Origin of the sequence: Kordiimonas gwangyangensis DSM 19435 = JCM 12864 (assembly GCF_000375545.1) — a bacterium.
Lineage (GTDB): Bacteria > Pseudomonadota > Alphaproteobacteria > Sphingomonadales > Kordiimonadaceae > Kordiimonas > Kordiimonas gwangyangensis.
Map to the genome: position 1 here is coordinate 213,427 of NZ_AQXF01000001.1, position 22,108 is coordinate 235,534.

Sequence of the window (22,108 nt, forward strand, 5' to 3'; positions counted from 1 at the left end):
CGCCAGTCATAGATGCGCGGAACCTGTGCGAGAAGTGTGCGGGCTTTGTGCGGGACATGCGCCTGTTCCGCGCAAGAAAAAAGCCACTCCGCCCAACCCGGAGTGGCTTTTGATTTTTGGCGCCCATGGGCGTGAGGAAGAACGCCCTAGAACCCCAGGTTGGCCCCCGAATAAAGACCGAGTACTGCTAAAATAGGACCCCAGTAGGTAACCGGGATGAAAAGGACTGACGGGCTTTTGCCTTCATACGCCCCTGCCATGCTCTCTATCTGACCACGCAGGCTTGTTGCTGCCGCCGGACCCTCAAGGGAGTACCGCAGCTGAAGACCATCCGAATATAATTTGAGTTCAAAGCCGAGATAGGAAATCACCGGCGCTGCCATCAGAAAATATACTGGCACCGAAACAAGCCCTGATGCCGGAAAAACCAGGAAGCCGATGGCAAATACCACAAAGGCTACCGAACCCAGACCGCTCCAGAACATGATGATTTCTCTCTAGTACCGAGGTCAGTTCCCATACTGACCGTTGACCCCGCCTGGCCGGACCCGAAGCAATCTGCTTTGGAACGAGTTAGCCCCCGCCAGACATTCGTGCTGTCATCCGGTGCTTTGGCCTGAAGGTGTTGTGCCGTGTGGCCAAATTCCCTGCACCTGACACGATGCACTTTGACGTGCCGCCCCGTAAAGTTTCGACTCGTTGATGGGCCTGCACGCATAAATTTCGCATAAAGAAGTTATTAACCATAAGCTGAAAGCCGCAGTTTCCCTAGCATTCACTAAAATTTTAGCGACCCAGCGGGCACCAAACCTTCAGCGCGTGAAGGCAAGAATACCGTCTTGATGTTTCATTTATGATTTTCCGATTTCGGCCAATCGCGCGCTGACGCGGTCGGGATTACCGTCAGCTCATCGATTGGAAATGAGTGAATGAATGAAACGAGGGGACGATGCCCTACAAATCTACAAGCGAGCTACCGGACGGGGTGAAAGACAACCTGCCAAAGCACGCACAGGAAATTTACAAGGAAGCGTTCAACAGCGCTTGGGACGATTACAAGGATGCGAGCGACCGCCGAGGCGACGAGAGCCGCGAAGAAGTATCACACAAGGTGGCATGGTCAGCCGTGAAACAGAAATACGAGAAGACAAATGGCAACTGGCAGCGCAAGTAGACGTATAACCGAGCAGCACCCGCATTACGGGGGCCTTCCGAAACCGCAGCCCAAGGCTGGTACGGACCTGCTGCTGTTCACTGGCAAACGACCTAAATGGGCCATCATCGGTGCCCTCAAGGTCATGACCATGGACTGGCAGGACTTTTAAGGAGCCAAGGCAATGGATGTGAAAAAAAAGATTTTGCAGCACCTCGAAAAGGAAGGCGATGACGCCAGGCACAAGGACGGCGATGCCCTTATCGATGAGATTGAAGCCAAATACGACGCCCCGCGTGAGGTGATTGAACAAACCGTCGCCGACTGGATGGCTGGCGAAAAGCTGAAGCACGGTTCGCACTGAATACCAAAGCACTGACCCCAAGGAAATGGCGGACTTTCTGATCAAAAGCTTCCTGCGCGGCCTTAGAAGCTGAGGGACGCTGTCAGCCACATTCTTTTGGTGTCGCGTGCGAAGCTCTTGGCTTCATAGAAGGCGGCTTTTGCAGACAGGCTGACAGACTTACTGATTTTCTTCGAGATGAGGAAATCCCATTCGCTGCCATAATGGCTACTGCCGCTTGCGGCACGGAAGTCATGGTAAGCCACGCGAAAGGTAAGGCCTGCAAGCGCACCCTCGCCTGGCACCTTGAACGTGGCACCCACTTCCAGGTCTCTGAGGCCTGCGGCGGGCGTGGTCAAAAACTTGTCGGCCCAGCCGTTGAATTTATGGAGGGTAGCAAGTGGCGTTTTGAAGCTGATGCCACCGTCCGACCCGAGTTCCTCAAGCGCGGCATCCAGCTTGATCGCCCCCCTGCCAAAGCTGGCACCCAGCCGCCAATAGTCGGCGCTATAGTCAAGCGGGTTATCGCCATGGTCTTTCTGCCGCGCGTATTCCGCCTCATAGCCCACGGTCATCTTGTCCGCGAACTTCTGCTCACCCGCGAAGCGCACGCCATAGGTGGCGCTCGAGAGCCCGAGCGTACTGATATCATTGAAGTCGAACAGATAGGCATAGGCCGACAGCTTGCCCACAGAGAGCCCGCTATAGTCGGCTGTTACGAAGTGCAACTTGCTATCAAGCGTGCCGAGCGGATGTTCGTGCCCGAAAATGCGGTTCACCTGCCAGACAAAGCTGTAATCCGCCTTCAGGCTCGGCAGCGGGGTGAGGCTCGCGCTCACCGCGTCATAGGTCTGGTCATTCTGACGGAAGCCGACGGTGCCAATGAAACGCTGGTTGCCGTGATTGATGCCCTGTCTGCCGAACTTGAGCGCCACCACCGCCGAACGGTAAGCGAGGTAGGCTTGATTGAGTTCAGTCGTCTCAGGGTCTGCGACCACGGGGAAGTGCGTCTTGCCGTTTGTGGTGCTGTTGTATGACTGGCCCCCCACCGGCGTGATATTCTCCGCCTCGATGAATGCGCTGAAACCGCGGTAGCTTGCGGTGCCATACGATAGCCGGGTGAGTAGCGTGGAAGCGGTAGCATCGCGCGTGAAGGCGTCATCCTCCACCAGCTCAAGCCGGTAACGAAAATCGAGGCTGGCATCGCCTTTCTGAAAAAGCTCGGAAAGATCGTCCACATCTTCCGCAAAAGCGGAACATGCTGTGACAGGCCCCATCACCAGACCGACAATCGTTTTGCGGATACATCTCTTCACGTGCACTCTCCCGCCCCTTCTGGGCCGTTTTACAGATGTACACTACGAGACAGCGTGCCGGTTCTTCCGTTCCCATCTCGCCCAATGCCTTGCGATAACGGTAGGACGAAATTCCTAAAAATTTATTGATGATATGATTTCATTCCCAATCACGGGAACTGTTAGAAATTATTAACTATAAAGAGGGAATTGAATGGTGGTCGGTATTGGGTTCGAACCAACGACCTCATCGATGTCAACGATGCGCTCTACCAACTGAGCTAACCGACCGTACCATTTCAAGGGCCGCGCCCCGGCGTGCTGCCGTTTTGGGCGGGACGGGTGCGTGTTTACACCGCAGGCACAAAGCACGCAAGACCATTTTTTTATGCATGGCCCGGTAGCCGTTCACCTAGAACGGACGGCCGAGATACATGAAGGCGGAGAACTGGTCATTCGCCTGCCCGCGCGTGTAACCCGAGCCAAGATAAAGCGGACCAAACGGCGTGTCCGCGCCCACAAAGACGCTGCCGCCATAGCGCAGCGTACTGAGGCTGATATCGTCCGCATTGTTCCATGTGTTGCCCGCCTCAAGCGAGAAACCGGCATAAACCGGCACACCAAATAACGAGGACACCCCGCCGTCATTGAGCTGCCGGTAATAGACAAAAGCACCAACACCGTAATATTTGCCGCTGATCTGGTTTGCGCTCAGCCCTGAGAGGTTAAGGAAGCCGCCGAGGGAAAAGTTATCCGCCTCTGTTTCGTCGCCACCAAATGCGAAGCCCCCGTTCACCAGCGCGGTGAATGTGTTACGGCCGGAGGAAATGGTCTGAGTATAGAGCCCCTCGAGCGTGTTCACCGTCGATTCCCCGCCAAGGATGGTGCGGCCGTCCTTATAGTCCAGATAGAACTGGTTGCCGAAGTGGGGGAAGTTCACATCGTCGAGTGTGTCGGTTTCAAGCCGGGCGAAGAAGTTGGTGGAATGGATGGAGAAAGCCGGGAACACCAGTTCCGGCGTTTTGATTTTGGCGCGGGCGATCTGCCGCTCCGCCCCCACGGTCAGGCGGCCAATGTTCGAGAGGTTGCGGCCAATACCGGCAACCACCTTCGCGTCCGTCACGCGGGCATCAGCCACTGTGATGCCGCGGTCATTGGTGATGCCGCGCACTACGCTGGCCACCGCGACACCGCCGGTGACAAAATAGCGCTGCAACAGGTCGATGGGTTGGTAAATCTCGGTCCCGATGCCCATCTCGTCGCCCACTTGCGCGCGCACGCGCCATTCGGCACCCAGGTCATTCAGCCCAAGGGCTGTGTAGCTGGCGGCAAGATTATAATTATTGTTGCCGGAGAAATCGTCGCTCAGCGACATGCCGAATTTGACGAACTTCTTGCCCACGGCGCGCTCCGCCGCTTCAACGCGGATGCCGATATCGCCTTCGTCTTCCACCAACTGGTATTCAACGCGGTCAAAATAGCCGGTGCCGTATATGCGGGTCAGGTCGTCCGACAGACGGGCTTCATTCAGCTCCTGCCCCTCTTTCTGGCGAATGAGGGAACGTACATATTGTGTCGGCAGGCTTGAACTGTTTTGCACTGTGATGAAATCAATCACCGGCACATGGCTGATGGGTTTGCGTGCCGCCTTGTGGGCCGCCCAGGCTTCATCATCAAGCGCGAGCACCTTGAGCGCCTCGGCCGCGTTATCGGCCGCCTTTTCACCTTCCGGCACCGCAGACATGGTGCGGTGAAAATCGGTCAAACCGATTTCAACCACATCAGGGCGCAGGAGGAAATCCTGCGCGGTCATCAGGTCAAGCTGCGCCTGCCGCCCTTTGAGCGTGAGGAGCGAGAGAAGCTGGCTGAACACCTTGGGCACCGAGGTGATCTCATCCCGCTCCGCGAGCGGGGTGCCGATGTCTACGAGGATGACGATATCAGCCCCCATGTCGCGCACCACGCTGACCGGCATATTGTTCACGAGGCCACCATCCACCAGCAACTGCCCCTCACGGTTCAGTGGCGGAAAAAGGCCGGGCACTGACATGCTGGCCAGCACGGCGGAGGCGATATCGCCGTCACCCATCACCACCTCGGCCCCGCTTTCAAGGTCGGTCGCGACGGCGCGGAACGGGATGGGCAGGTCATCAAAATCACGTACGTGGCTCACGCGCGAGAGGAAGCGCCGCAGCATCAGCCGTAGCTGGTTACCGCGCACAAGGCCCGCAGGCAGAGATAGGCCGTCCGGCCCCACGGTGAATTCGAAATCAAGCGCGGTTTCCTCGTCGTCGAGCTTACGCTGGTAACTGCGGCCGGAGCGCGGCGCACGGTCACTGAGGAGGTTGTTCCAGTCCATCTGGCTGAGCGCGATTTCAAGCTCATGCGCATCATACCCTGCCGCATAGAAGGAGCCCACAATGGCACCGAAACTGGTGCCCGCGATATAGTCGACCGGCACCTGCAGTTCCTCAAGCACCTTCAGCACGCCGATGTGGGCACCGCCGCGCGCGCCGCCACCGGCGAGCACAAGGCCAATGCGTGGCCGCTCCCGCTCCTGCTGTTCGGCCTTGCTGTCTGGTGTGTCGCCCTCAGGGGAATGTGCGGCTTCATCCGCAAAAGCGGTGCCTGCCGCAAGCAAGCAAAGAAGCGCAAACGCACTGACAAGGAAGGCCCGCAAATATCCGGGTGCCGCAACCATACTATCCCCCGAGGAAGTCCGTGTTTCCAAAATCACCTTCGGCGCAAGCCCTTAGGGCTGTCGTTTTTCTTTTCTTAGCACGGAGGCTCCGGCTGTCACACTGCTTTCACGTGGGCGTGCCTTATTGACCGCCATCACACAAACTTGACGGTGACAGGGTCAGAGAAAGGCGCTAGCGTATGCGCATGACCAAGGATTTGGACATACCGGGCCCATCAAGCCTGGCGGCCACAAGCGAGGGCACGCCACCGGCCTATATACTCAAATCCCCGAAAGGCGCACCAAAGCCCTTCATTTTTGCCGCACCACACAGCGGCCGGCATTACCCGCAAGGCATGATTGACGCCGCCAGAATTGGCGCGCATAGCCTGCGCATGTCGGAAGATGCCTTTGTCGACCACCTGATGGATACGGTGCCCAACCACGGCGCCAGCCTCCTTGTGGCCACCCACGCCCGCGCGTTCCTTGACCTTAACCGTGGTGAGATGGAGCTGGACCCCGAGATGTTCAACCCGCCCCTTGATGAGCGGCTTCTGGATATCAGCCACCGGGTGAAAGCCGGGCTTGGCATCATCCCCAAACTGGTGGCTGAGGGGCTGTCGATCTACAAAAATCAACTCCCCGCGCGGGAGGCCTTCCGCCGTATTGATGGTGTGTACAAGCCATACCATAACAAACTGCAAGATCTGCTGGACGCGCGCCAGCGCCAGTTTGGTTATGCGGTGCTGATTGACTGCCATTCCATGCCCTCTGAGGCGCAAGGCGCACGGCGGCGTGGCCGACCAACTGGCCCTGATATTGTGCTTGGTGACTGCTGGGGTGCATCCTGCGCGCGGGAGCTGACGTCGCTGGCCGAAGAACTGCTGATCCGCGCCGGTTTCAGCGTGCGGCGCAACGTGCCCTATTCGGGTGGTTTCTCGACGCAGAATTACGGCAGCCCCAACCGGGGCATTCACGCGCTGCAGATTGAACTGAGCCGTGGCCTCTATATGAATGAAGAAACGCTGGAACCCCGCAACGAGTTTGCGGAAGTGAAAGAACGGCTCGGCTGGTTCAGTGAAATGCTGATCCACGACTTCGCACGCTTCCTGCCCCAGCATGAGCGCAGCAACCTGCCACGGGCGGCTGAATAACTCCCTCACGTCACTAAGTTTTTCATGAGTGCGGATGAGCGTCAGCTTCGGCTTCTCTGTGCCTGTTACAGGTAGGATCAAATCATAGTTTGGCTATTCATTTTTGTTACAACAAACACGAGAATTTTCCGTCGGATCGCGATTAAACTTAGGTTTATCGAAGCGCATATTATTTCAATAAAGACTCTGTATGGAAATTTAATTTCACATGAAACCGCTTTTCATATCATGTGTTTCAAAAAGCACAGTTTGAAATATCTGAAAGCGGGATTGTCAAAAAAACGCAATTTTCCGAATTTTTTGTTCCCAAGCCCCGCGGGCTATTCGTCTTTGGGGGTATCGAGTGCGTTCACCGCTGACCGGGGGGTCACGGGAAAAACACCTGATACCATACCAAAACACACGGAGGGGTTCTGTGGATATCATGAAAAAACTGCTGCTTGGCACGTCTTGCGTTGCTGTAGCTGCATCCTTCACGGGCGCAACGTTCGCTCAGGAGGAAGCCGATACCAGTACTGATACACTGGCAATTGAAGAAGTTGTCGTAACCGGTTCGCGTCGTGCAGCGCGGTCGGCCGCCGACACACCGGCACCCGTTGACGTTATCAGCGGGGACGATTTTGCCAACCAGGGCGACGGCGATATGTCGAACCTGCTGCGCACGGTCGTGCCTTCCTATAACGTCAACACGCAGCCGATTTCGGACGCGGCAACGCTTGTTCGCCCGGCCAACCTGCGTGGCCTCGCGCCTGACCAGACACTCGTTCTGCTGAACGGTAAACGTCGCCACCGTGCGGCGGTTATCGCCTTCCTTGGCGGCGGCCTGTCTGACGGCGCCCAAGGCCCGGACATCGGCGTTATCCCGGCAATCGCACTGAAGCGCGTTGAAGTGCTGCGCGACGGCGCTGCCGCACAGTATGGTTCGGACGCCATCGCAGGCGTGATGAACTTCGTGCTGCGCGACGACAACGAAGGCGGTTCGCTTGAAGCCAAATACGGCTCGACATATGAGGGCGACGGTGACCAGCTTCAGTTCGCAGGCAACATCGGCCTGCCGGTCACCGACAGCGGTTTCGTGAACTTCTCGGCTGAATGGCGTCAGCAAGACCCGACCAGCCGCAGCGTACAGCGTACCGACGCGCAGGGCCTCATTGACGCCGGCAACACCGACGTTCGTGAACCCTATGCCCAGATCTGGGGCCAGCCTGAAGTGCGGAACGACTGGAAAGTCTTCATGAACTTCGGCATCGAGACCGGTGACAACTCTGAAGTTTACGCATTCGGTAACTATGCCGAGCGTGAAGTTGAAGGCGGCTTCTTCTACCGTAACCCGAACACCCGTGGCGGCGTGAACTCGAACGACGGCGGCACCACCCGCCTCGTGGGTGACCTTGCGCCAGATGACGGCGTGACCTGCCCGGGCGGCTACAACTTCAACGAAGGCGAAGCCACCACAGGCACGATCCCGAACCCGCTTGTGATCGGTTCTGCCGGTGAAGCAGCGGCGCTTGCAGCCATCAATGCTGACCCGAACTGCTTTATCTTCAACGAGATGTTCCCGGGCGGCTTCACGCCGCAGTTCGGTGGCAAGCTCAATGATATCGCTGGTGCCATGGGCTTCCGCGGTGAGATGGACAACGGCATGACCTACGACGTGAGCGTTCATGCAGGCCGCAACCAGGCTGACTTCTTCATCTCGAACACCATCAACCCGAGCCTCGGCCCGTCAACGCCGACCGAATTCCAGCTTGGTTCCTACATTCAGCTTGAGAAAAACTTCAACGCAGACGTTTCCTACCCGCTTGAAGTTGGTTTCTACTCACCGCTGAACGTGGCTGCTGGTTTCGAGTGGCGTGAAGAGCAGTTCGAAGTACGCACCGGCCAGCCGGAATCCTTCGATATCGGCATTCTCGCTCAGCCTTTCGAGCGTGAAAACGCGGATGGCGAAGTGATCAGCTTCAACCAGGGCTTCGGCCTCGGCTCCAACGGCTTCTCCGGCTTTGGCCCGCAGATCGCTGGCACATGGGACCGTTCGAACATCGCGCTTTACCTCGACCTCGAGGCTGACGTGACCGAAGACCTCATCCTTGGTGCAGCGCTACGCTGGGAAGACTTCTCGGACTTTGGTTCCACCACCAACTTCAAACTGTCCGCACTTTATAAAGTGACGGATGAGTTCCGCCTCCGCGGTTCCTACTCCACCGGCTTCCGTGCACCAACCGTTGGTCAACAGCAAGTGATCAACGTATCGACGGTGTTCGAGCAGACCGAAAACGGTCTCCAGCTCGCACAGCGTGGTACGATCCCGCCGACCAACCCGGTTGCTATCAGTAAAGGCGCGGATGCGCTTGGTCCGGAAGAATCGAAGAGCTTCACCCTTGGTTTCGTCGCTGACCTCGGCGCCGCGAACATCACGGTTGACTACTTCAACATTGAAGTGACCGACCGTATCACGCAGTCTGCGAGCATCACGCTCACCCAGGCAGAGCGTGACGCGCTTGTCGATTCCGGCGTTTCCTTCGCGGCTGACCTCGCTGCCTTCCGCTTCTTCGTGAACGACTTCGACACCCGCACCCAGGGCGTGGACGTTGTGGCCACTATTCCGCTGAACTTCACGGATGACGGCCAGACGAACCTGTCGTTCGCGGGTAACTACACGAAGACGAAAGTAACCGACTTCAACCCGACGACGCTTGATGGCTGTCGTGTGCAGCTGCTTGAAGAAAACCTGCCGAACTGGCGTGGTAACGCAACGCTGACGCACTCCACCGACAAGTGGCGTGTACTGGCGCGCGGTAACTACTATGGCAGCTACTTCGAAGCACACCTTGACGCGTGTGACCTGCCGATCAACGCAGGCTCTGAAGTCACGTTCGACCTCGAATTCGGTTACAATGTGATGGAGAACCTCGAGCTGGTCGTGGGTGCCAACAACCTCTTCGACGCATACCCGGACACCAACCCGTGGGGCGGCGAAGCAGGTGCGGCTTATCCGGTGACCTCACCGATGGGCTTCAACGGCGGCTTCTACTACGCCCGCGCGCGCTTCTCTTTCTAAGCACGTTTCCCAACAGGCACTCTGGGGCGCTCCGGCGCCCCTTTTTTATTGCACAAATCCCGCACAGCCTTCGCACGGTGGTCGCGCAGTGGCCGCACATCCAAAAAACTGTGGCTGAGGGGGTGTACATCACCGCCCGTTCGGTCAAAACTGCACGGATCACAGGGGGCGTTCGCGGATCACAGACAGTCCGTATTGCCGTCTTTTCCGCTCAAATGACCTCGACAGGCCGATGACAAATACCGACCAGATAGATTTCCGCACCGTAACACCCGTCCATATTCCGATTTCGCTCAAGACCGGCACAGATCAGGCGTCCGCCGAATATCAGGCCCTGATGGCGCGGGTGACCGCCATCCTGGACCCTTCCGGCAATGGGGGTAGCACGGGACCGACTGCACAAGCCGACTATGAGGTGATAGAGCGCGACACGCGCGACATTCGCCTTTTCACCTGGCAGGCTGATGCGGACGGGGCGACCCTCAGGCTCCATGTCTTCCCGAATAGCGTGGGCATTGCAGAAGCGCATTTTTCGCTGCCCTTCAGCACCGATGCAGCCGCACTCGCCAAAACGGCGCAGGAAAAAGCCCGCGCGGTCATCAAAAGTGCTTATCCGGCCTTTCTGGCAGAACTACGCACGGTGGCAGCGGCAAGCGCGCAAAGCTGCCTCCGGTTCGAGGATTTGCAGGACCATGAGCCCAAAATCTATTGGACCTCGCGCTTCATTCATGCGGACGACGATGCCCTTAGGCGCAAGGACTGGCAGGAGCTGGTCAGCAAGTGGCTGGAACACACCTACCGCCCGTCAGACGCAGGGGAGCTGATCGCGGGCAAACGCGCTTTTTCCATGACATGGCTGAACTATGTGGTGCGGCACGCCGCAGACCTGCCCGCCTGCACGGACAGCATGGTGCTGGCGCAGTATTATTACACTGCGCAGGACAGCTGTAACGCGCAGCTCAAGGAAGCGATCGACGTTGCCTATAATGGCGGGCGTGTGAGTGATGCCGAGAAAAAGCTGGCGCATAGCCGGGTCACCACGCGGCTCCACCAGATTGACTACCACGAACACCTGAAATACCTGAGCCGCCGCAAACGCGAGATGGTGGAAGATATCCTTGAGTGCTGGAACTTCGACGACATTGTCAAAAACGGCCAACGTATGATCGAGGTCTGCTCCGCCCGGCTTGAGGAAGCCGAGAACAGGCGCCGCGAACGCAGTTCAGTGCTGACCGACCTGTTGCTCGTCACCTTGAGCTTTTTTGCGGTGTTCGAGCTCTCGCTCTACCTCACCGAATTCAGCCGCGAGATGATGTCGCGCCCCGCGCTTGATTATAATGACGAAAACACCTCCATCTTCCTGCGCTTCATTGCAGAGATTGACGCCGACGTGATGTTCAGCCTCGGCTTCGGGCTGACGCTCGTTCTTGTCCTTCTTTACCGGCACGCAAAAAGGCGCTGACCATGACCCATTTCCCCAAAACCCGGCTGCTCATTGCCACCCTTTTTGCATTTGTATCTTCCGCAGGTCACGCAGCGGATGAGCGCGTCACCGTGGTCACCGATATCTGGCCGCCTTATATCAGTGCCAAGGGTGACGAGCCTGGCTCCGCCGCACGCATGCTTGAACTGCTGCTCTACCTTGAAGGCGTGGAGGCCGACTGGCGCTACCTGCCCTACGAGCTTTCGCTCGCGCAGGTGTCCGCAAAAGAGGAATTGCTCTCCTTCCCCTATTTCCGGTCGCCCGAGCGGGAAGAGAAGGTTCTGTTCTCCGCACCCATTTTCAGCGTCACCAGCCACCTTTATTATAACCGCCAATACACGCCCGATGCGGCGGTCGCTGACCTGAAACCGCAAACCGCGCGAAAGGGCCGCGTTGCGGGCTATAGCTACGGCAGCAAAATCGACACGCTGCTCGTGGATGCCAAGCTCTACACGTCAGAGCGGGACGCATTGACCGCGCTTTTCAATCATGAGATTGACCTGCTGCCCATGACAGAGGGCGTCATGACCGCGCTTCTCCTCAGCCACTATCCGGACCGGCTGCAACTGATCCGCCCCCTACCTGACATGACAGATACTTCAAGCCTGCATGTGATCGCGGCCAAAACACCGGCGGGGGAACAGGCCATCGCAAAGGTGAACCGCGCGCTTGAGAAAGCCGCAAGCCTGGGCCTTGATAGCCTGCAACCGGCGAACCCCAGCTTGCCTGTGGCCGTTGATGTTGCCGTGCTCGTGTCAGCGGAAGGCTACCCCGCCATCCTTGGTGAGGTGCGGGGCACAAACGGCGCCGCTGAATATTATACCTTGCCACAAGGCACAAAGGTGCTGGTCACGGAATGGAGCGAAAAGATCAGGATGCCGTCCGCGACCGACCGCATATATAAAAACATGATGGATGTCAGCCGTGTGGTGGTGCTGAACGGCCCACACACAGGCAAGGAGCTGCTGGTGCGCAACATGCACATTGAACTGCAATGACTATGCTTGTGACTGTGCTCGGCTGGTTTGGCACGGTGCTTTACCTTGCCAATCACGCCTATATTTCCCTGAACGCGGAGTGGCGCCAACGCGTCTATTATACCGGCAACCTGCTTGCCGCGGTCGCGCTTGTTATCAGCTCGGCCTTCACCCAGTCATGGCAGGCGATCGTCATCAATGGCTTTTGGGCGATTATCAGCTTTTGCCTCTTGCGCGACGTGAAGTTTGATCATCTCAGTTGCGGCCCGCGCTTTTTCCACAGCGTGATGGCGCTATTTGCCCTTGCGATTGCGGGCGCGTTCTGGACAGACGGCGGGCTGGGCATTACCGTGATGGGCTGGTCTTCGGCCTTCGCCTTTTCCGCTGTCTATCTGATGTTCAGCGCAGGCAGAATGCTGCTCAGGCATTATCTGCTCTGGAACCTTTATGCCAGCACGGCCATGCTGCCGCAGCTGTGGCTTGACGCAAACTGGCCGGTGTTCACACTTGAGGTATGCTGGGGGATTATTTCGCTTTACGGTGCGGTGCGGCGCTTCCGTGAGATCCACTTGATCAGCTAGCCGCCTGTGTGCGGCATGTGTGCAAAGACTGCGCAAAAAAAGAGGCCACGCTTTCGCGTGGCCCAGGCTCAGGGAGGAAACGCCCACGGAGGGCATTAGCGGGGCTACCCGCTACAGACAAAGATAATTGCTTGGGCTGCAATTTCCAAGTGTAGGGTAGCTCACGAAACCTTGAGATTCAGTTAATCGAACCTAACCCCATGTAAAGAATAGCTTTTATCAAGCGTTTTCTGAGCAAAAAAATCTACCGATTTCAGCGATATGAGTCGCGCCAGACTACTCAGGCTAGGGAATCCCGCGCGCGAATCAAATTAGAGTCGCTTTTCAAGAAACAGTCACAATCGTGCAATGCAAATGTCACCATGCGCGCGCATAAAGCGAGGCATGAAAAAGGTAGCAGAAAACTTGCTTCTTCAGGTGCTTCCCTCATCGGGCGAGCCCCTTTTCCTCCGGGATATCTCCCCAGAACCCTTCGGGCGAAAGGCACCCTCCCAGCCTTCCTCACCCGGAGGGGCTCCCACTCCCGGCTCCCGTGAACATTCCGATATTCCGAAAAAAGCGCGTCATTACCGCGCTGTTTTTATATCGGATACACACCTCGGCACTCGTGCCGCGCGGGTCGACCTGCTGCTTGACTTCCTCAAGTCCGTCAGTTGCGACAAGCTGTTCCTTGTGGGCGACATCATCGACGGTTGGCAACTGAAGCGCACCTGGTACTGGGATACCACGCATAACGACGTGATCCGCCGTGTGCTCAAGATGGCCAAACAGGGTACGGAAGTCATCTATATCCCCGGCAACCATGATGAAGCCCTGCGCGGGTTCGAGGGCCACAATATGGCTGGTGTCGAACTGGTGCCGGACATGGTTTACGAGGCCGCCAACGGCAAAAAATACTGGGTCCTGCACGGCGACCAGTTTGACGGCGTTGTGAAATACGCCAAATGGCTCGCCCACGTTGGTGACCGTGCCTATGTGATGCTCCTGAAGCTCAACACCTGGGTGAACTGGATGCGGCGCAAGATGGGCTATAGCTACTGGTCGCTGTCCAAATACCTCAAACAGAAGGTCAAGAACGCGGTTGAATATATCGGCCGGTTCGAGGAAGCCGTGGCGGGCGAAGCACGTCGCCGCGGTGTGGACGGCGTGATCTGCGGCCACATCCACCACGCTGAACGCCGCTTCTTTGACGGTATCGACTATATGAACGATGGCGACTGGGTCGAAAGTTGCACCGCGCTTGTGGAATATGACGACGGCCGGTTTGAAATCCTGCACTGGGCCGACGAAGTGGCCGCGCGCGAGGAAAAGAAAAACCGCGGCAAGGGCAAAGGCAAGAAGGGCCGCAAGGAAAAGGCGCCCAAGGGCCCCCACGCACCCGCCCCTGTGGCGGCAGAATAGCCCGGATGCCTATGCCGGACCGGCCGCTGAAAATCTGCATCGTCTCGGACGCCTGGCACCCACAGGTGAACGGTGTGGTGCGTACGCTTGATACGCTCAAGCACCACCTGAAGGCACGCGGGCATAAAGTCTATATGTTGACGCCCAAGCTGTTTCGCACCGTGCCGTGCCCGAGCTATCCTGAAATCCGCCTCAGCCTCAACATCCCGTTTCGTCTTGGCGCGATCATGAAACGCTGGGGCGCGGATGCTGTGCATATCGCAACTGAAGGCCCGCTTGGCTGGGCGGCACGGCGCTGGTGCATCAAGAACGGCCAGCCGTTCACCACCGCCTATCACACCGCCTTCCCCGAATATATCGAAGCACGGGTGCCGCTGATTAAAGCTGACTGGCTATACCCCGTCTTCCGTCGCTTCCACGGCAAAAGCGACGGGGTACTTGTCGCCACGCCTACTGTGCGTGCGCTGCTGCGCGAAAAAGGCTTCCGCCGCATCGTGAACTGGACCCGCGGTGTGGACACCACGCAGTTTTCACCCGACCAGCCAAAAGCCTGGGACTATTCCGGCCCCGTCCAGCTTTATGTTGGCCGTGTTGCGGTTGAGAAGAATATTGAGGCATTCCTGCGCACCACCGTGCCCGGCACCAAAGTGGTGGTGGGGGACGGGCCCGCGCTCAAACGCCTACGGGCCGAGTATGCTGACGTGAAGTTTCTTGGCGCCAAATTCGGGCAGGAACTGGCAGCCGCCTACGCCAGCGCGGACGTTTTTGTGTTCCCGTCCAAGACGGATACCTTCGGCCTTGTCATGATTGAGGCCCTCGCCTGCGGTACGCCCGTTGCCGCATACCCGGTGCAAGGCCCGCTCGATGTAGTTGGTCGCATGGGGAAAGGACCAAACGGCGACTGGCCGCAACCCATCGCGGCGCTTGATGATGACCTGAGCGTAGCGACAGACCGGGCGCTATCGTGCGAACGGCGGGAATGCGCGGCCTTCGCCCTTACCTACGATTGGGATACAGTCACCGACCAATTCCTGAATGCGCTATCGCTACCCGCTGACGCGCATGATAATGCTGCACACATGGATGATGCAGCCACGCTCGCGCGCCACAGCATACCCCACACCAAACTTCAATAGGAACACCGACCAAAGTGCTGGTCAGCGAAGGTGCAAGGTTCTTCCGCCTCACTTTCCATGTATAGTGCGGCGGCCAAACATATCACGCCCGCAAGCCACACAAGGGCCAGAAGGCGGAAGCTGAAATCAATGGCTTTGTCTGCGTCATAAGTCATGTTCCAAGCGATATCAAACCAGCAGCTCAGGTCCAGCACGCTGCGGCAACCTGCCCCGATTATGCGCTCATCTGCCAAAATCGAGCATCAAATATTTACGTTTATCGTAATTTCATGTAAACTCCCCTTCGACATTGAGAAGGAGTGGATGCGTGGACAATATCAAAAGAAGTGTCGGCAATGCGGGGCAAAATGACGTTGAAGATGTGGCTCTCGTCGAACTCGCTCTTTTCACCGCCAAGAGGGCAAATGGTCAGGCCTACTACCCCTATGGCCAGTTCACCGGCGACGGCAGGCGGCGCGAATCTCTGGAAGCGCTGATGGCGTTCCAAGTGGACCAGAGGCTTGAGCCAAACGGCTCACTACGGCCAGGCGATGCCACGTTCGCGGCCCTTCGGCGCAAGGTGCCGGATAAAGTACGCAGGTCGGCCCCCATTCGTGGCTCGTCGCTAATCCCAAGCCTGAGCGACGGGGTCAAGCGGGCGGCACGAGAGGTGATTTTCGACATCTCCCGCAAGGCACCCCTGCCGCCTCTCAATAACCGCCCGGATATCGCCATGGAGCTGCAGTCTATCCTTATCGGCACAGGTGGCCGCGCGCTGACGCCCATTAGCGCCATAGATATAGAGGTGACCACTGGCGGCTTTTTCACCGCAAAACTTTCCTTCCGGAAGCTGACAAGCTGGGACAACCGCCCCCATAGCGTGCTTGAAAAAGCCTACCTGATTGCAGTGAACCAAGGCCTTGCCCGCGCCCAGCACTGGACCGGCCTAAGCGGCAACAGAACCTCAACCCGCCGCGCCTTTGACGCCCTCAAAGGCATAGGCCCCGCAGACCATTTTCGCATTGCCCCCTACCTTCAGGAGCGGGGCATCAGCGCGCGGCCAACCCATATGGTGTCAAAAGCATGTGTCGCCGCCCTCGCTTATCATGAGGGGCGAAAGCGCAGCAATTCTGATCGTCCAAGCTTGAATAAGCGCGAGAGAGGACGGTTAATTGATGTCATAAGACGGGTAGAACCCACTTTAGCTCAGGCGCTGACGCAAAAGAAAAGCCCAAGCCTCGCATGTTATTCCTCCGGCCCCGTCGGGCCCAGCCACGGCAGTGTGGAGGCTTTATTTGACAGTGACATGCGCAACCTGAAGATCGAGGTCAGCCAATTCAAATACCTTGGGTCGGGGTTCGAGGACGATGACATGAGCTTCAAGATCAACGCTCGCATCTTTACGGCCACCTTGATCAAGGAAGACTATGGCAATTGGACGCTCGGAGATATTGAACTAAATACCCCCGTCGCCAAGGGACGCTTAGATTTTTACCATGGCGAGGTGGAATTCAAGCTAGGGCTCTTTCTCGAATTTTCCCCAAAGGAAGCAAAGACATTCGCTGTCAGGGCCGAACATGCCTTTCTGACTTTCCGGATTCTGGAGCGCGGGATGCAGGAGTGCCAGTAGGTATCGAAAGGAGCAGCGCCCAAAACTAGCGCGGCACCCCACCCCTTACAGGAAGGCCATCTCGCCGATACATGCGGTATAGTGTTGCGTTTGCACCTGCGTGCACAAACACGAGTAACCACATTGCGACCGGGGTCATAATGGCGTCAGTCCAGTACAGAACTTCCTGAATGAAGGCGGGATCATAACCGGACTGGTCCATAACGAGTTCATGCACGCGGTATCTTGCCCCGATAACCGGGATTCGGAACACATACACCATCCAATTGGGTATCAACTCAAAATCAGTAAAAAGCGCGAGTTCCGGAGCCATCAGTTTCAACACACCCGCCACGCAGCAAGCCGTGATACTTGTGAGCACCGCAATAATCGCGGCGGCAAGCACAAAGACAATGAGATTAGCAAGCATCGTTTTACGCGCTATCCCTCGGCCTGCCTGAAAGCTATCCATAATACTATCCCGCGCGGCACCGATTGATGCTGCGGTCAGCGCCGACCCCCACATACCGAGAACAAAGACTGCCATAAGTGCGAGCAAGGGGAGCGGCAGCTCAAACCCTTCGCCGCGCCAGCCCTGCCCAAGAATACTGAGAAGCAAGATTGCCGCCCCGACAAAAAGCAGCAAAACAAGCCCAAGCTGGACCAAGCGCAGCACGAACCGCTCTAAAGCCCGGCGCACCGGTTTTGCGAACAGCGTTAACTTACTTTCATCAGGGAGCAGCAGGGTACGTTGCCACGCGACGGCAAGAAACATCAGCAGGCCAACATTCACCAGCAAATTTGCAAAGGACAAAACCGCCAATAGCAATTCATACGGCACACGCTGATCTGCGAGGGGAGAGTGGTCATAGAGCCAGTACAGTACCGAACTAAAGGGATAGATCGCCAGCGCAGGCCAGATTAGCCGTAGCATACGATCATCAAGTTTGAAGACCGGGCCAAACGCCCCTTTCAGTACCGTGCTCAGCATAAATATCGTTCCCCCTTTGTTCACGAATTTAGCCTGCGCGTGTAAAAATGCAATCCTTCATTTTTACCATTCTGTAACATGAAGCCTTTAAGCTTGCCGGAAAGCCGAAACGCGCGTATAAGGCGCGCAAAGTTTTTAAGCGCAAAAGCCCGCGGCCTCCCCCGCAGGGGCTTTTTTTATATGATGATGGCAGCACAAGCGCACGGGCGCAGGGCAGCCACCCCAGGACAGCAAACATGAGCAAAGACATTCGCAACATCGCGATCATCGCGCACGTTGACCATGGCAAAACCACTCTGGTGGACAACCTTTTCCGCCAATCCGGCACGGTACGCGACAACCAGCGCGTTGCCGAACGCGCGATGGACAGTGGCGACCTCGAGCGTGAGCGTGGCATCACCATTCTCGCGAAATGCACGAGCGTGATGTGGCAGAACACCCGCGTCAACATCGTGGACACTCCCGGCCACGCCGACTTCGGCGGCGAGGTTGAGCGTATCCTCTCGATGGTGGACGGTGTGGTTCTGCTCGTTGACGCCGCAGAAGGCCCGATGCCGCAAACCAAATTCGTGACCATGAAGGCGCTGGCCCTCGGCCTGAAGCCGATCGTGGTTGTGAACAAGGTGGACAAGCCGGACGGGGACCCGGACGCAGCGACCGACGCTTGCTTCGACCTGTTCGTGAACCTTGGCGCGAACGAAGACCAGCTCGACTTCCCGATCCTTTATGCTTCGGGCCGTGATGGCTGGTGTGTACGCAGCCTTGATGATCCGCGCGAAAACCTGCACCCGCTTTTCGAGACCGTGCTTGAGCATGTTGAGCCGCCAGCCCCGCTGCGTAAAGGCAATGCCGACAAGCCGTTCTCCATGCTCGCGACCATGCTGGACCGTGACAACTTCCTCGGCCGTGTACTGACGGGCCGTATCGAGACCGGCCGTGTGAAAGTGGGCGACCCGATCAAGGCGCTGCGCGCGAGCGGCAAAATGGTTGAGCAAGGCCGCATCTCCAAGCTGCTGTCGTTCCGTGGGCTGGAGCGTGTACCGGTTGAAGAAGCACAAGCAGGTGACATTGTTGCCATCGCTGGCCTCGCTGACGCCACCGTTGCTGATACCATTTGTGTACCTGAAGTGACTGAGCCGCTGCATGCGCTGCCGGTTGACCCACCAACCCTCGCAATGACGTTTGCTGTGAATGACAGCCCGCTCGCGGGCCGTGAAGGCAAGCTCGTGACATCCCGCGTGATCCGTGACCGCCTGCTCCGCGAAGCTGAGGGCAACGTGGCCATCAAGATCACCGAGACCGAAAGCAAGGACGCTTTTGAAGTTGCTGGCCGTGGTGAACTTCAGCTTGGCGTTCTCATCGAGACCATGCGCCGCGAGGGCTTCGAGCTTGCAATCAGCCGCCCACGCGTTCTGTTCAAGAAAGCCGAAGACGGTAGCCGCCTTGAGCCATACGAGACCGTACAGGTTGACGTGGACGAAGCGTACCAAGGTGTCGTGGTTGAGAAAATGTCGCTCCGCAAAGCTGAGCTGACGGGCATGGTACCGTCGGGCGGCGGCAAGGTTCGCCTCACATTTGACGCACCGGCACGTGGCCTTATCGGCTACCACGGTGAGTTCCTGACCGACACGCGCGGTACCGGCATCATGAACCGCACCTATGACCGCTACGACGCCTACAAAGGCCCGATCGCGGGTCGTCAGCGCGGCGTTCTGATCGCAACCGGCGCCGGCAAGGCCGTGGCTTATGCGCTCTGGAACCTGGAAGAGCGCGGCTTCATCATGATCGAGCCGGGTGACGAGACCTACGAAGGCATGATCATCGGCGAACACAGCCGTGATAACGACCTTGACGTGAACGTGCAGAAAGCCAAGCAGCTCACCAACATCCGCGCCGCAGGCAAGGATGACGCCGTGAAGCTGACAACGCCGAAGAAGCTGCCGCTTGAAGAAGCCCTTGCCTACATCAACGACGACGAGCTCGTTGAAGTAACGCCGGAGAGCATCCGCCTGCGTAAACGCTTCCTGCTGCCGCACGAGCGTAAACGCGCTGCAAAAGCTGCTGAATAAACTAAAGACATCAAACTTTAGTTATAAATTCCAAAGCCCCGGCCCCGCCGGGGCTTTTTGTATTGGGCACGCAGCGAATCATGTTATGCTCCCTATAGATGAACAATTTAAACCTTTTGGGGAGGTTAGCCTTGTTTCACCGCACACGTATTGCCCGCATCATTTCCGTCAGCGCAATCACCCTCGCGCTCACGAGCATCAATGCCACCGCAGCCAGCACAGGCGCCTATTTCATGGCAGACCCAACGCCGGCGGCTGAGAAAGCGGACGACTTTGCCTACCCTTACTGGGACTATATCCTGCGCACGACCGTGATCAGCCCTGGTATGTCAGACCGCACCAGCAACCCTGTGACCATAAAGGTAGACAATTCCCGCTTCCATTGGGGTAACAAGAATCCGACCGCGATTGAGGGCAACCGCATCTACCTTGGTGCCTTTGAGGGCGAAAACCTCAACACTCTCATCCAGATCCGCGAGCGGATGGAGGGCCTGCCCATCACCAATCCGATGGACACATGGACACCGGATGAGAGGCTCGCCTACTGGCTCAACCTCTACAACATTGCGATGGTGGAACAACTTGCGAAACACTATCCCAAACGCATCCTCAAGGACCTTCTTTATGGCGAAGAAGCGCTTCTCGACCAAAAGGTGCTTAAGGTGGGCGGTGTGCCCCTGTCACTGAACGACATCCACCACCGTATCGTGCTGGCGAAGTGGGACAACCCGCTTGTGATGTATGGCTTCTTCCACGGCTACGTGGGCAGCCCCAACATCCGGCGCGAAGCCTACAAGCCTGAAACCGTCTGGAGCCAGTTGCACCAGAATGCGGTTGAGTTCATAAACTCCAACCGTGGGGCAAAGGTGCGTGGCGGCAAGCTGCGCGTCTCGGAGCTATACCGCATTAATGCCGCCCTATTCCCGAACTTCGACCGCGACGTCAAAAAACACGTCATCGAGTATCTGCAGCCTGGTTACGCCGCGCTGGCAGAAAACAGCCGCTCGGTCGTAGCAGAGACTGACGACTATTACACCACGGACATTGAAATGGGTATCACCTTCGATCACCAGAAGGGCGATGACATGTTGGAGGACACAGCCCTCGCGCTCCTTGGCCGCGAAACTCTCAGCGTCGCCGTACGGAACGGCTGGCCCAGCCACGTGGGGGTTTACATGCGGGAGGTAAACCGCAAGCATGAACGCGAATTCCGCCGCAACCCATCTGCTAACACCAATGTCACAGTGGATGAACTGCCGCAGGACAGCGGCACCGACAGCGAGAATTAACGGCTCGTCGCAGCCGCGCCACAGCTCACAGATGCCCGGTTTACATGCGCCATCTTTATTTTTAAAAAATTAGGTGTTATAGTCTTGTAATACACCTAAGGCTCACAATATTTGAGTTACCGGCAACGACCGGTGAAAAAATAAAACAAACCGGCAACGTCCGGAACGACAACGACAAGCGAGATGAAAAATGCAACAGCAAGCACCCCTCCGTGTTTATGGCATCACCAAAGTTGAATATGCGCGCATGGTACGCGAAGCAGAAGCCCGCGCTGCAGTAAGCACCGGCGAAGGTTTCTTCACCCGCCTGCGCAAGCGCTTCAGCTAAGACGCTAGCCTGAAAACAAAGCCCATCAGCAGCGTGAGAGTGTCACGCTGCACAGCTTTTTATTGCCCTGAAGGCCGGTCCCTGAGCCAATTCTCCAGCGCGATGGAGACAGACACTTCCGTGTGTCCGTTCGCAAACTCCTGCTCGAGGCTCGGGGTCACTGCTGATCCATATAAGGATCGGACACAGTAGTCTGGCGTTACTTCCAGCTCCACCACGTGAACCACGCCACCCCACTGGAGCTTGTCACCGCCAATCACAGAGAGCACAGCCTGCCGCGGGATAACAAACGGCCCGTCAGCGGTCGCCCACACCAGATGATCGGCGTGTATCTCAAGTGCATGCGGGCATTTGAAGCGTGGCTTCAGAAAATAATGATTTATGGGAAGGAAAAGGAACAAGATGATCAGAAGGCCAAACACGGCGGCTACTGTACCAATCCGCTCCTGCCCCGTGAAAATTGCCCAACCGACAATCCCCACGAGCGTCGCAATCCCAAGATAAAACGATGCCCTCAGCAGCCGTGCCTTGCGCATGTCAAAATCAATGATAATCGGATAGTCCATATATCAGCCCAGCTTG

Annotated in this window: 20 protein-coding genes and 1 tRNA gene; 14 read left to right on the forward strand and 7 right to left on the reverse strand. The window is 57.3% G+C overall.

All coding sequences use genetic code 11. The features are described 5' to 3' along the window. Nucleotides 1–146: 146 nt before the first annotated feature. Nucleotides 147–485, reverse strand: a complete 339-nt coding sequence (locus B150_RS0100910; protein WP_020397990.1) for a hypothetical protein — start codon at nucleotides 483–485, stop codon at nucleotides 147–149. A 464-nt stretch (nucleotides 486–949) separates the two neighbouring features. Between B150_RS0100910 and B150_RS0100915 the strand changes: the two genes are divergently transcribed. The 3 genes from B150_RS0100915 to B150_RS0100925 are packed head-to-tail and all read left to right on the forward strand — an operon-like array spanning nucleotide 950 to nucleotide 1,517. Further along, on the forward strand, nucleotides 950–1,174 hold the full coding sequence (locus B150_RS0100915; RefSeq protein WP_020397991.1) for a ChaB family protein: 225 nt from the start codon (nucleotides 950–952) through the stop codon (nucleotides 1,172–1,174). Beyond that, complete coding sequence (locus B150_RS23140; RefSeq protein WP_020397992.1) at nucleotides 1,152–1,325, forward strand: hypothetical protein; 174 nt, start codon at nucleotides 1,152–1,154, stop codon at nucleotides 1,323–1,325. Before B150_RS0100915 ends, B150_RS23140 begins: the two co-directional genes overlap by 23 nt. 12 nt (nucleotides 1,326–1,337) lie before the next feature. Further along, nucleotides 1,338–1,517: a hypothetical protein gene (locus B150_RS0100925; protein ID WP_020397993.1), complete on the forward strand. Its 180-nt coding sequence runs from the start codon at nucleotides 1,338–1,340 to the stop codon at nucleotides 1,515–1,517. 62 nt (nucleotides 1,518–1,579) lie between these two features. Here B150_RS0100925 and B150_RS19110 read toward each other — a convergent pair whose 3' ends face one another. The 3 genes from B150_RS19110 to B150_RS19115 form a co-directional block, all read right to left on the reverse strand. Further along, nucleotides 1,580–2,812 (reverse strand): alginate export family protein, encoded by a 1,233-nt coding sequence (locus tag B150_RS19110; RefSeq protein WP_155859899.1) that lies wholly within the window; start codon nucleotides 2,810–2,812, stop codon nucleotides 1,580–1,582. A 194-nt stretch (nucleotides 2,813–3,006) separates the two neighbouring features. Further along, a tRNA-Val gene (locus tag B150_RS0100935) sits at nucleotides 3,007–3,082 on the reverse strand. Nucleotides 3,083–3,203: 121 nt separating this feature from the next. Then, nucleotides 3,204–5,492 (reverse strand): patatin-like phospholipase family protein, encoded by a 2,289-nt coding sequence (locus B150_RS19115; protein WP_020397995.1) that lies wholly within the window; start codon nucleotides 5,490–5,492, stop codon nucleotides 3,204–3,206. Between the two features lie 185 nt (nucleotides 5,493–5,677). Here B150_RS19115 and B150_RS19120 point away from each other — a divergent pair, with 185 nt between their 5' ends. The 7 genes from B150_RS19120 to B150_RS19130 all read left to right on the forward strand — a co-directional run bounded on the left by B150_RS19120 (nucleotide 5,678) and on the right by B150_RS19130 (nucleotide 15,261). Further along, nucleotides 5,678–6,625, forward strand: a complete 948-nt coding sequence (locus B150_RS19120; protein WP_162139635.1) for an N-formylglutamate amidohydrolase — start codon at nucleotides 5,678–5,680, stop codon at nucleotides 6,623–6,625. Nucleotides 6,626–7,049: 424 nt separating this feature from the next. Next, nucleotides 7,050–9,683, forward strand: coding sequence for a TonB-dependent receptor plug domain-containing protein (locus B150_RS0100950; protein WP_035921934.1), 2,634 nt, complete (start codon nucleotides 7,050–7,052; stop codon nucleotides 9,681–9,683). Nucleotides 9,684–9,915: 232 nt separating this feature from the next. Further along, nucleotides 9,916–11,145: a hypothetical protein gene (locus B150_RS0100955; RefSeq protein WP_020397998.1), complete on the forward strand. Its 1,230-nt coding sequence runs from the start codon at nucleotides 9,916–9,918 to the stop codon at nucleotides 11,143–11,145. 2 nt (nucleotides 11,146–11,147) lie between these two features. Further along, nucleotides 11,148–12,164, forward strand: a complete 1,017-nt coding sequence (locus B150_RS0100960; RefSeq protein WP_020397999.1) for a substrate-binding periplasmic protein — start codon at nucleotides 11,148–11,150, stop codon at nucleotides 12,162–12,164. After that, nucleotides 12,161–12,724: a CBU_0592 family membrane protein gene (locus B150_RS0100965; protein ID WP_020398000.1), complete on the forward strand. Its 564-nt coding sequence runs from the start codon at nucleotides 12,161–12,163 to the stop codon at nucleotides 12,722–12,724. Before B150_RS0100960 ends, B150_RS0100965 begins: the two co-directional genes overlap by 4 nt. A 384-nt stretch (nucleotides 12,725–13,108) precedes the next feature. Then, nucleotides 13,109–14,125 (forward strand): UDP-2,3-diacylglucosamine diphosphatase, encoded by a 1,017-nt coding sequence (locus B150_RS19125; RefSeq protein WP_020398001.1) that lies wholly within the window; start codon nucleotides 13,109–13,111, stop codon nucleotides 14,123–14,125. A 5-nt stretch (nucleotides 14,126–14,130) separates the two neighbouring features. Next, nucleotides 14,131–15,261 carry a glycosyltransferase family 4 protein gene (locus tag B150_RS19130; protein WP_020398002.1) on the forward strand — a complete coding sequence of 377 codons (1,131 nt, stop codon included), beginning with the start codon at nucleotides 14,131–14,133 and terminating at the stop codon, nucleotides 15,259–15,261. On the opposite strand, the gene B150_RS0100980 is transcribed toward B150_RS19130, so the two are convergent. Then, nucleotides 15,255–15,455 carry a hypothetical protein gene (locus B150_RS0100980; protein ID WP_155859900.1) on the reverse strand — a complete coding sequence of 67 codons (201 nt, stop codon included), beginning with the start codon at nucleotides 15,453–15,455 and terminating at the stop codon, nucleotides 15,255–15,257. The genes B150_RS19130 and B150_RS0100980 overlap by 7 nt on opposite strands. 113 nt (nucleotides 15,456–15,568) lie before the next feature. Between B150_RS0100980 and B150_RS0100985 the strand changes: the two genes are divergently transcribed. Then, entirely contained in the window at nucleotides 15,569–16,870 is a 1,302-nt protein-coding gene (locus B150_RS0100985) for a hypothetical protein (RefSeq protein ID WP_020398004.1), read from the forward strand. Between the two features lie 25 nt (nucleotides 16,871–16,895). Here B150_RS0100985 and B150_RS0100990 read toward each other — a convergent pair whose 3' ends face one another. Continuing rightward, the gene (locus B150_RS0100990) at nucleotides 16,896–17,840 is read right to left on the reverse strand and encodes a hypothetical protein (protein ID WP_020398005.1); all 945 of its coding nucleotides are present in this window, start codon (nucleotides 17,838–17,840) and stop codon (nucleotides 16,896–16,898) included. Nucleotides 17,841–18,076: 236 nt separating this feature from the next. Here B150_RS0100990 and typA point away from each other — a divergent pair, with 236 nt between their 5' ends. From typA to B150_RS23145, 3 genes are all read left to right on the forward strand, one after another. After that, on the forward strand, nucleotides 18,077–19,909 hold the full coding sequence (gene typA, locus B150_RS0100995; protein ID WP_020398006.1) for a translational GTPase TypA: 1,833 nt from the start codon (nucleotides 18,077–18,079) through the stop codon (nucleotides 19,907–19,909). 131 nt (nucleotides 19,910–20,040) lie between these two features. Next, a complete protein-coding gene (locus B150_RS0101000) occupies nucleotides 20,041–21,198 on the forward strand; it encodes a DUF547 domain-containing protein (RefSeq protein ID WP_020398007.1) in 1,158 nt (385 codons plus the stop codon). A gap of 190 nt (nucleotides 21,199–21,388) precedes the next feature. After that, nucleotides 21,389–21,526 (forward strand): hypothetical protein, encoded by a 138-nt coding sequence (locus tag B150_RS23145; protein WP_020398008.1) that lies wholly within the window; start codon nucleotides 21,389–21,391, stop codon nucleotides 21,524–21,526. A 59-nt stretch (nucleotides 21,527–21,585) separates the two neighbouring features. Here B150_RS23145 and B150_RS0101010 read toward each other — a convergent pair whose 3' ends face one another. After that, nucleotides 21,586–22,092: a hypothetical protein gene (locus tag B150_RS0101010; RefSeq protein WP_020398009.1), complete on the reverse strand. Its 507-nt coding sequence runs from the start codon at nucleotides 22,090–22,092 to the stop codon at nucleotides 21,586–21,588. Nucleotides 22,093–22,108: the final 16 nt, after the last annotated feature.

Bases quoted from the DNA above. Each gene is read 5' to 3' on its own strand.
- B150_RS0100910 (WP_020397990.1), bottom strand. From the start codon at position 485: ATGTTCTGGAGCGGTCTGGGTTCGGTAGCCTTTGTGGTATTTGCCATC.
- B150_RS0100915 (WP_020397991.1), top strand. From the start codon at position 950: ATGCCCTACAAATCTACAAGCGAGCTACCGGACGGGGTGAAAGACAAC.
- B150_RS23140 (WP_020397992.1), top strand. From the start codon at position 1,152: ATGGCAACTGGCAGCGCAAGTAGACGTATAACCGAGCAGCACCCGCAT.
- B150_RS0100925 (WP_020397993.1), top strand. From the start codon at position 1,338: ATGGATGTGAAAAAAAAGATTTTGCAGCACCTCGAAAAGGAAGGCGAT.
- B150_RS19115 (WP_020397995.1), bottom strand. From the start codon at position 5,492: ATGGTTGCGGCACCCGGATATTTGCGGGCCTTCCTTGTCAGTGCGTTT.
- B150_RS19120 (WP_162139635.1), top strand. From the start codon at position 5,678: ATGACCAAGGATTTGGACATACCGGGCCCATCAAGCCTGGCGGCCACA.
- B150_RS0100950 (WP_035921934.1), top strand. From the start codon at position 7,050: ATGAAAAAACTGCTGCTTGGCACGTCTTGCGTTGCTGTAGCTGCATCC.
- B150_RS0100955 (WP_020397998.1), top strand. From the start codon at position 9,916: ATGACAAATACCGACCAGATAGATTTCCGCACCGTAACACCCGTCCAT.
- B150_RS0100960 (WP_020397999.1), top strand. From the start codon at position 11,148: ATGACCCATTTCCCCAAAACCCGGCTGCTCATTGCCACCCTTTTTGCA.
- B150_RS0100965 (WP_020398000.1), top strand. From the start codon at position 12,161: ATGACTATGCTTGTGACTGTGCTCGGCTGGTTTGGCACGGTGCTTTAC.
- B150_RS19125 (WP_020398001.1), top strand. From the start codon at position 13,109: ATGAAAAAGGTAGCAGAAAACTTGCTTCTTCAGGTGCTTCCCTCATCG.
- B150_RS19130 (WP_020398002.1), top strand. From the start codon at position 14,131: ATGCCTATGCCGGACCGGCCGCTGAAAATCTGCATCGTCTCGGACGCC.
- B150_RS0100990 (WP_020398005.1), bottom strand. From the start codon at position 17,840: ATGCTGAGCACGGTACTGAAAGGGGCGTTTGGCCCGGTCTTCAAACTT.
- typA (WP_020398006.1), top strand. From the start codon at position 18,077: ATGAGCAAAGACATTCGCAACATCGCGATCATCGCGCACGTTGACCAT.
- B150_RS23145 (WP_020398008.1), top strand. From the start codon at position 21,389: ATGCAACAGCAAGCACCCCTCCGTGTTTATGGCATCACCAAAGTTGAA.
- B150_RS0101010 (WP_020398009.1), bottom strand. From the start codon at position 22,092: ATGGACTATCCGATTATCATTGATTTTGACATGCGCAAGGCACGGCTG.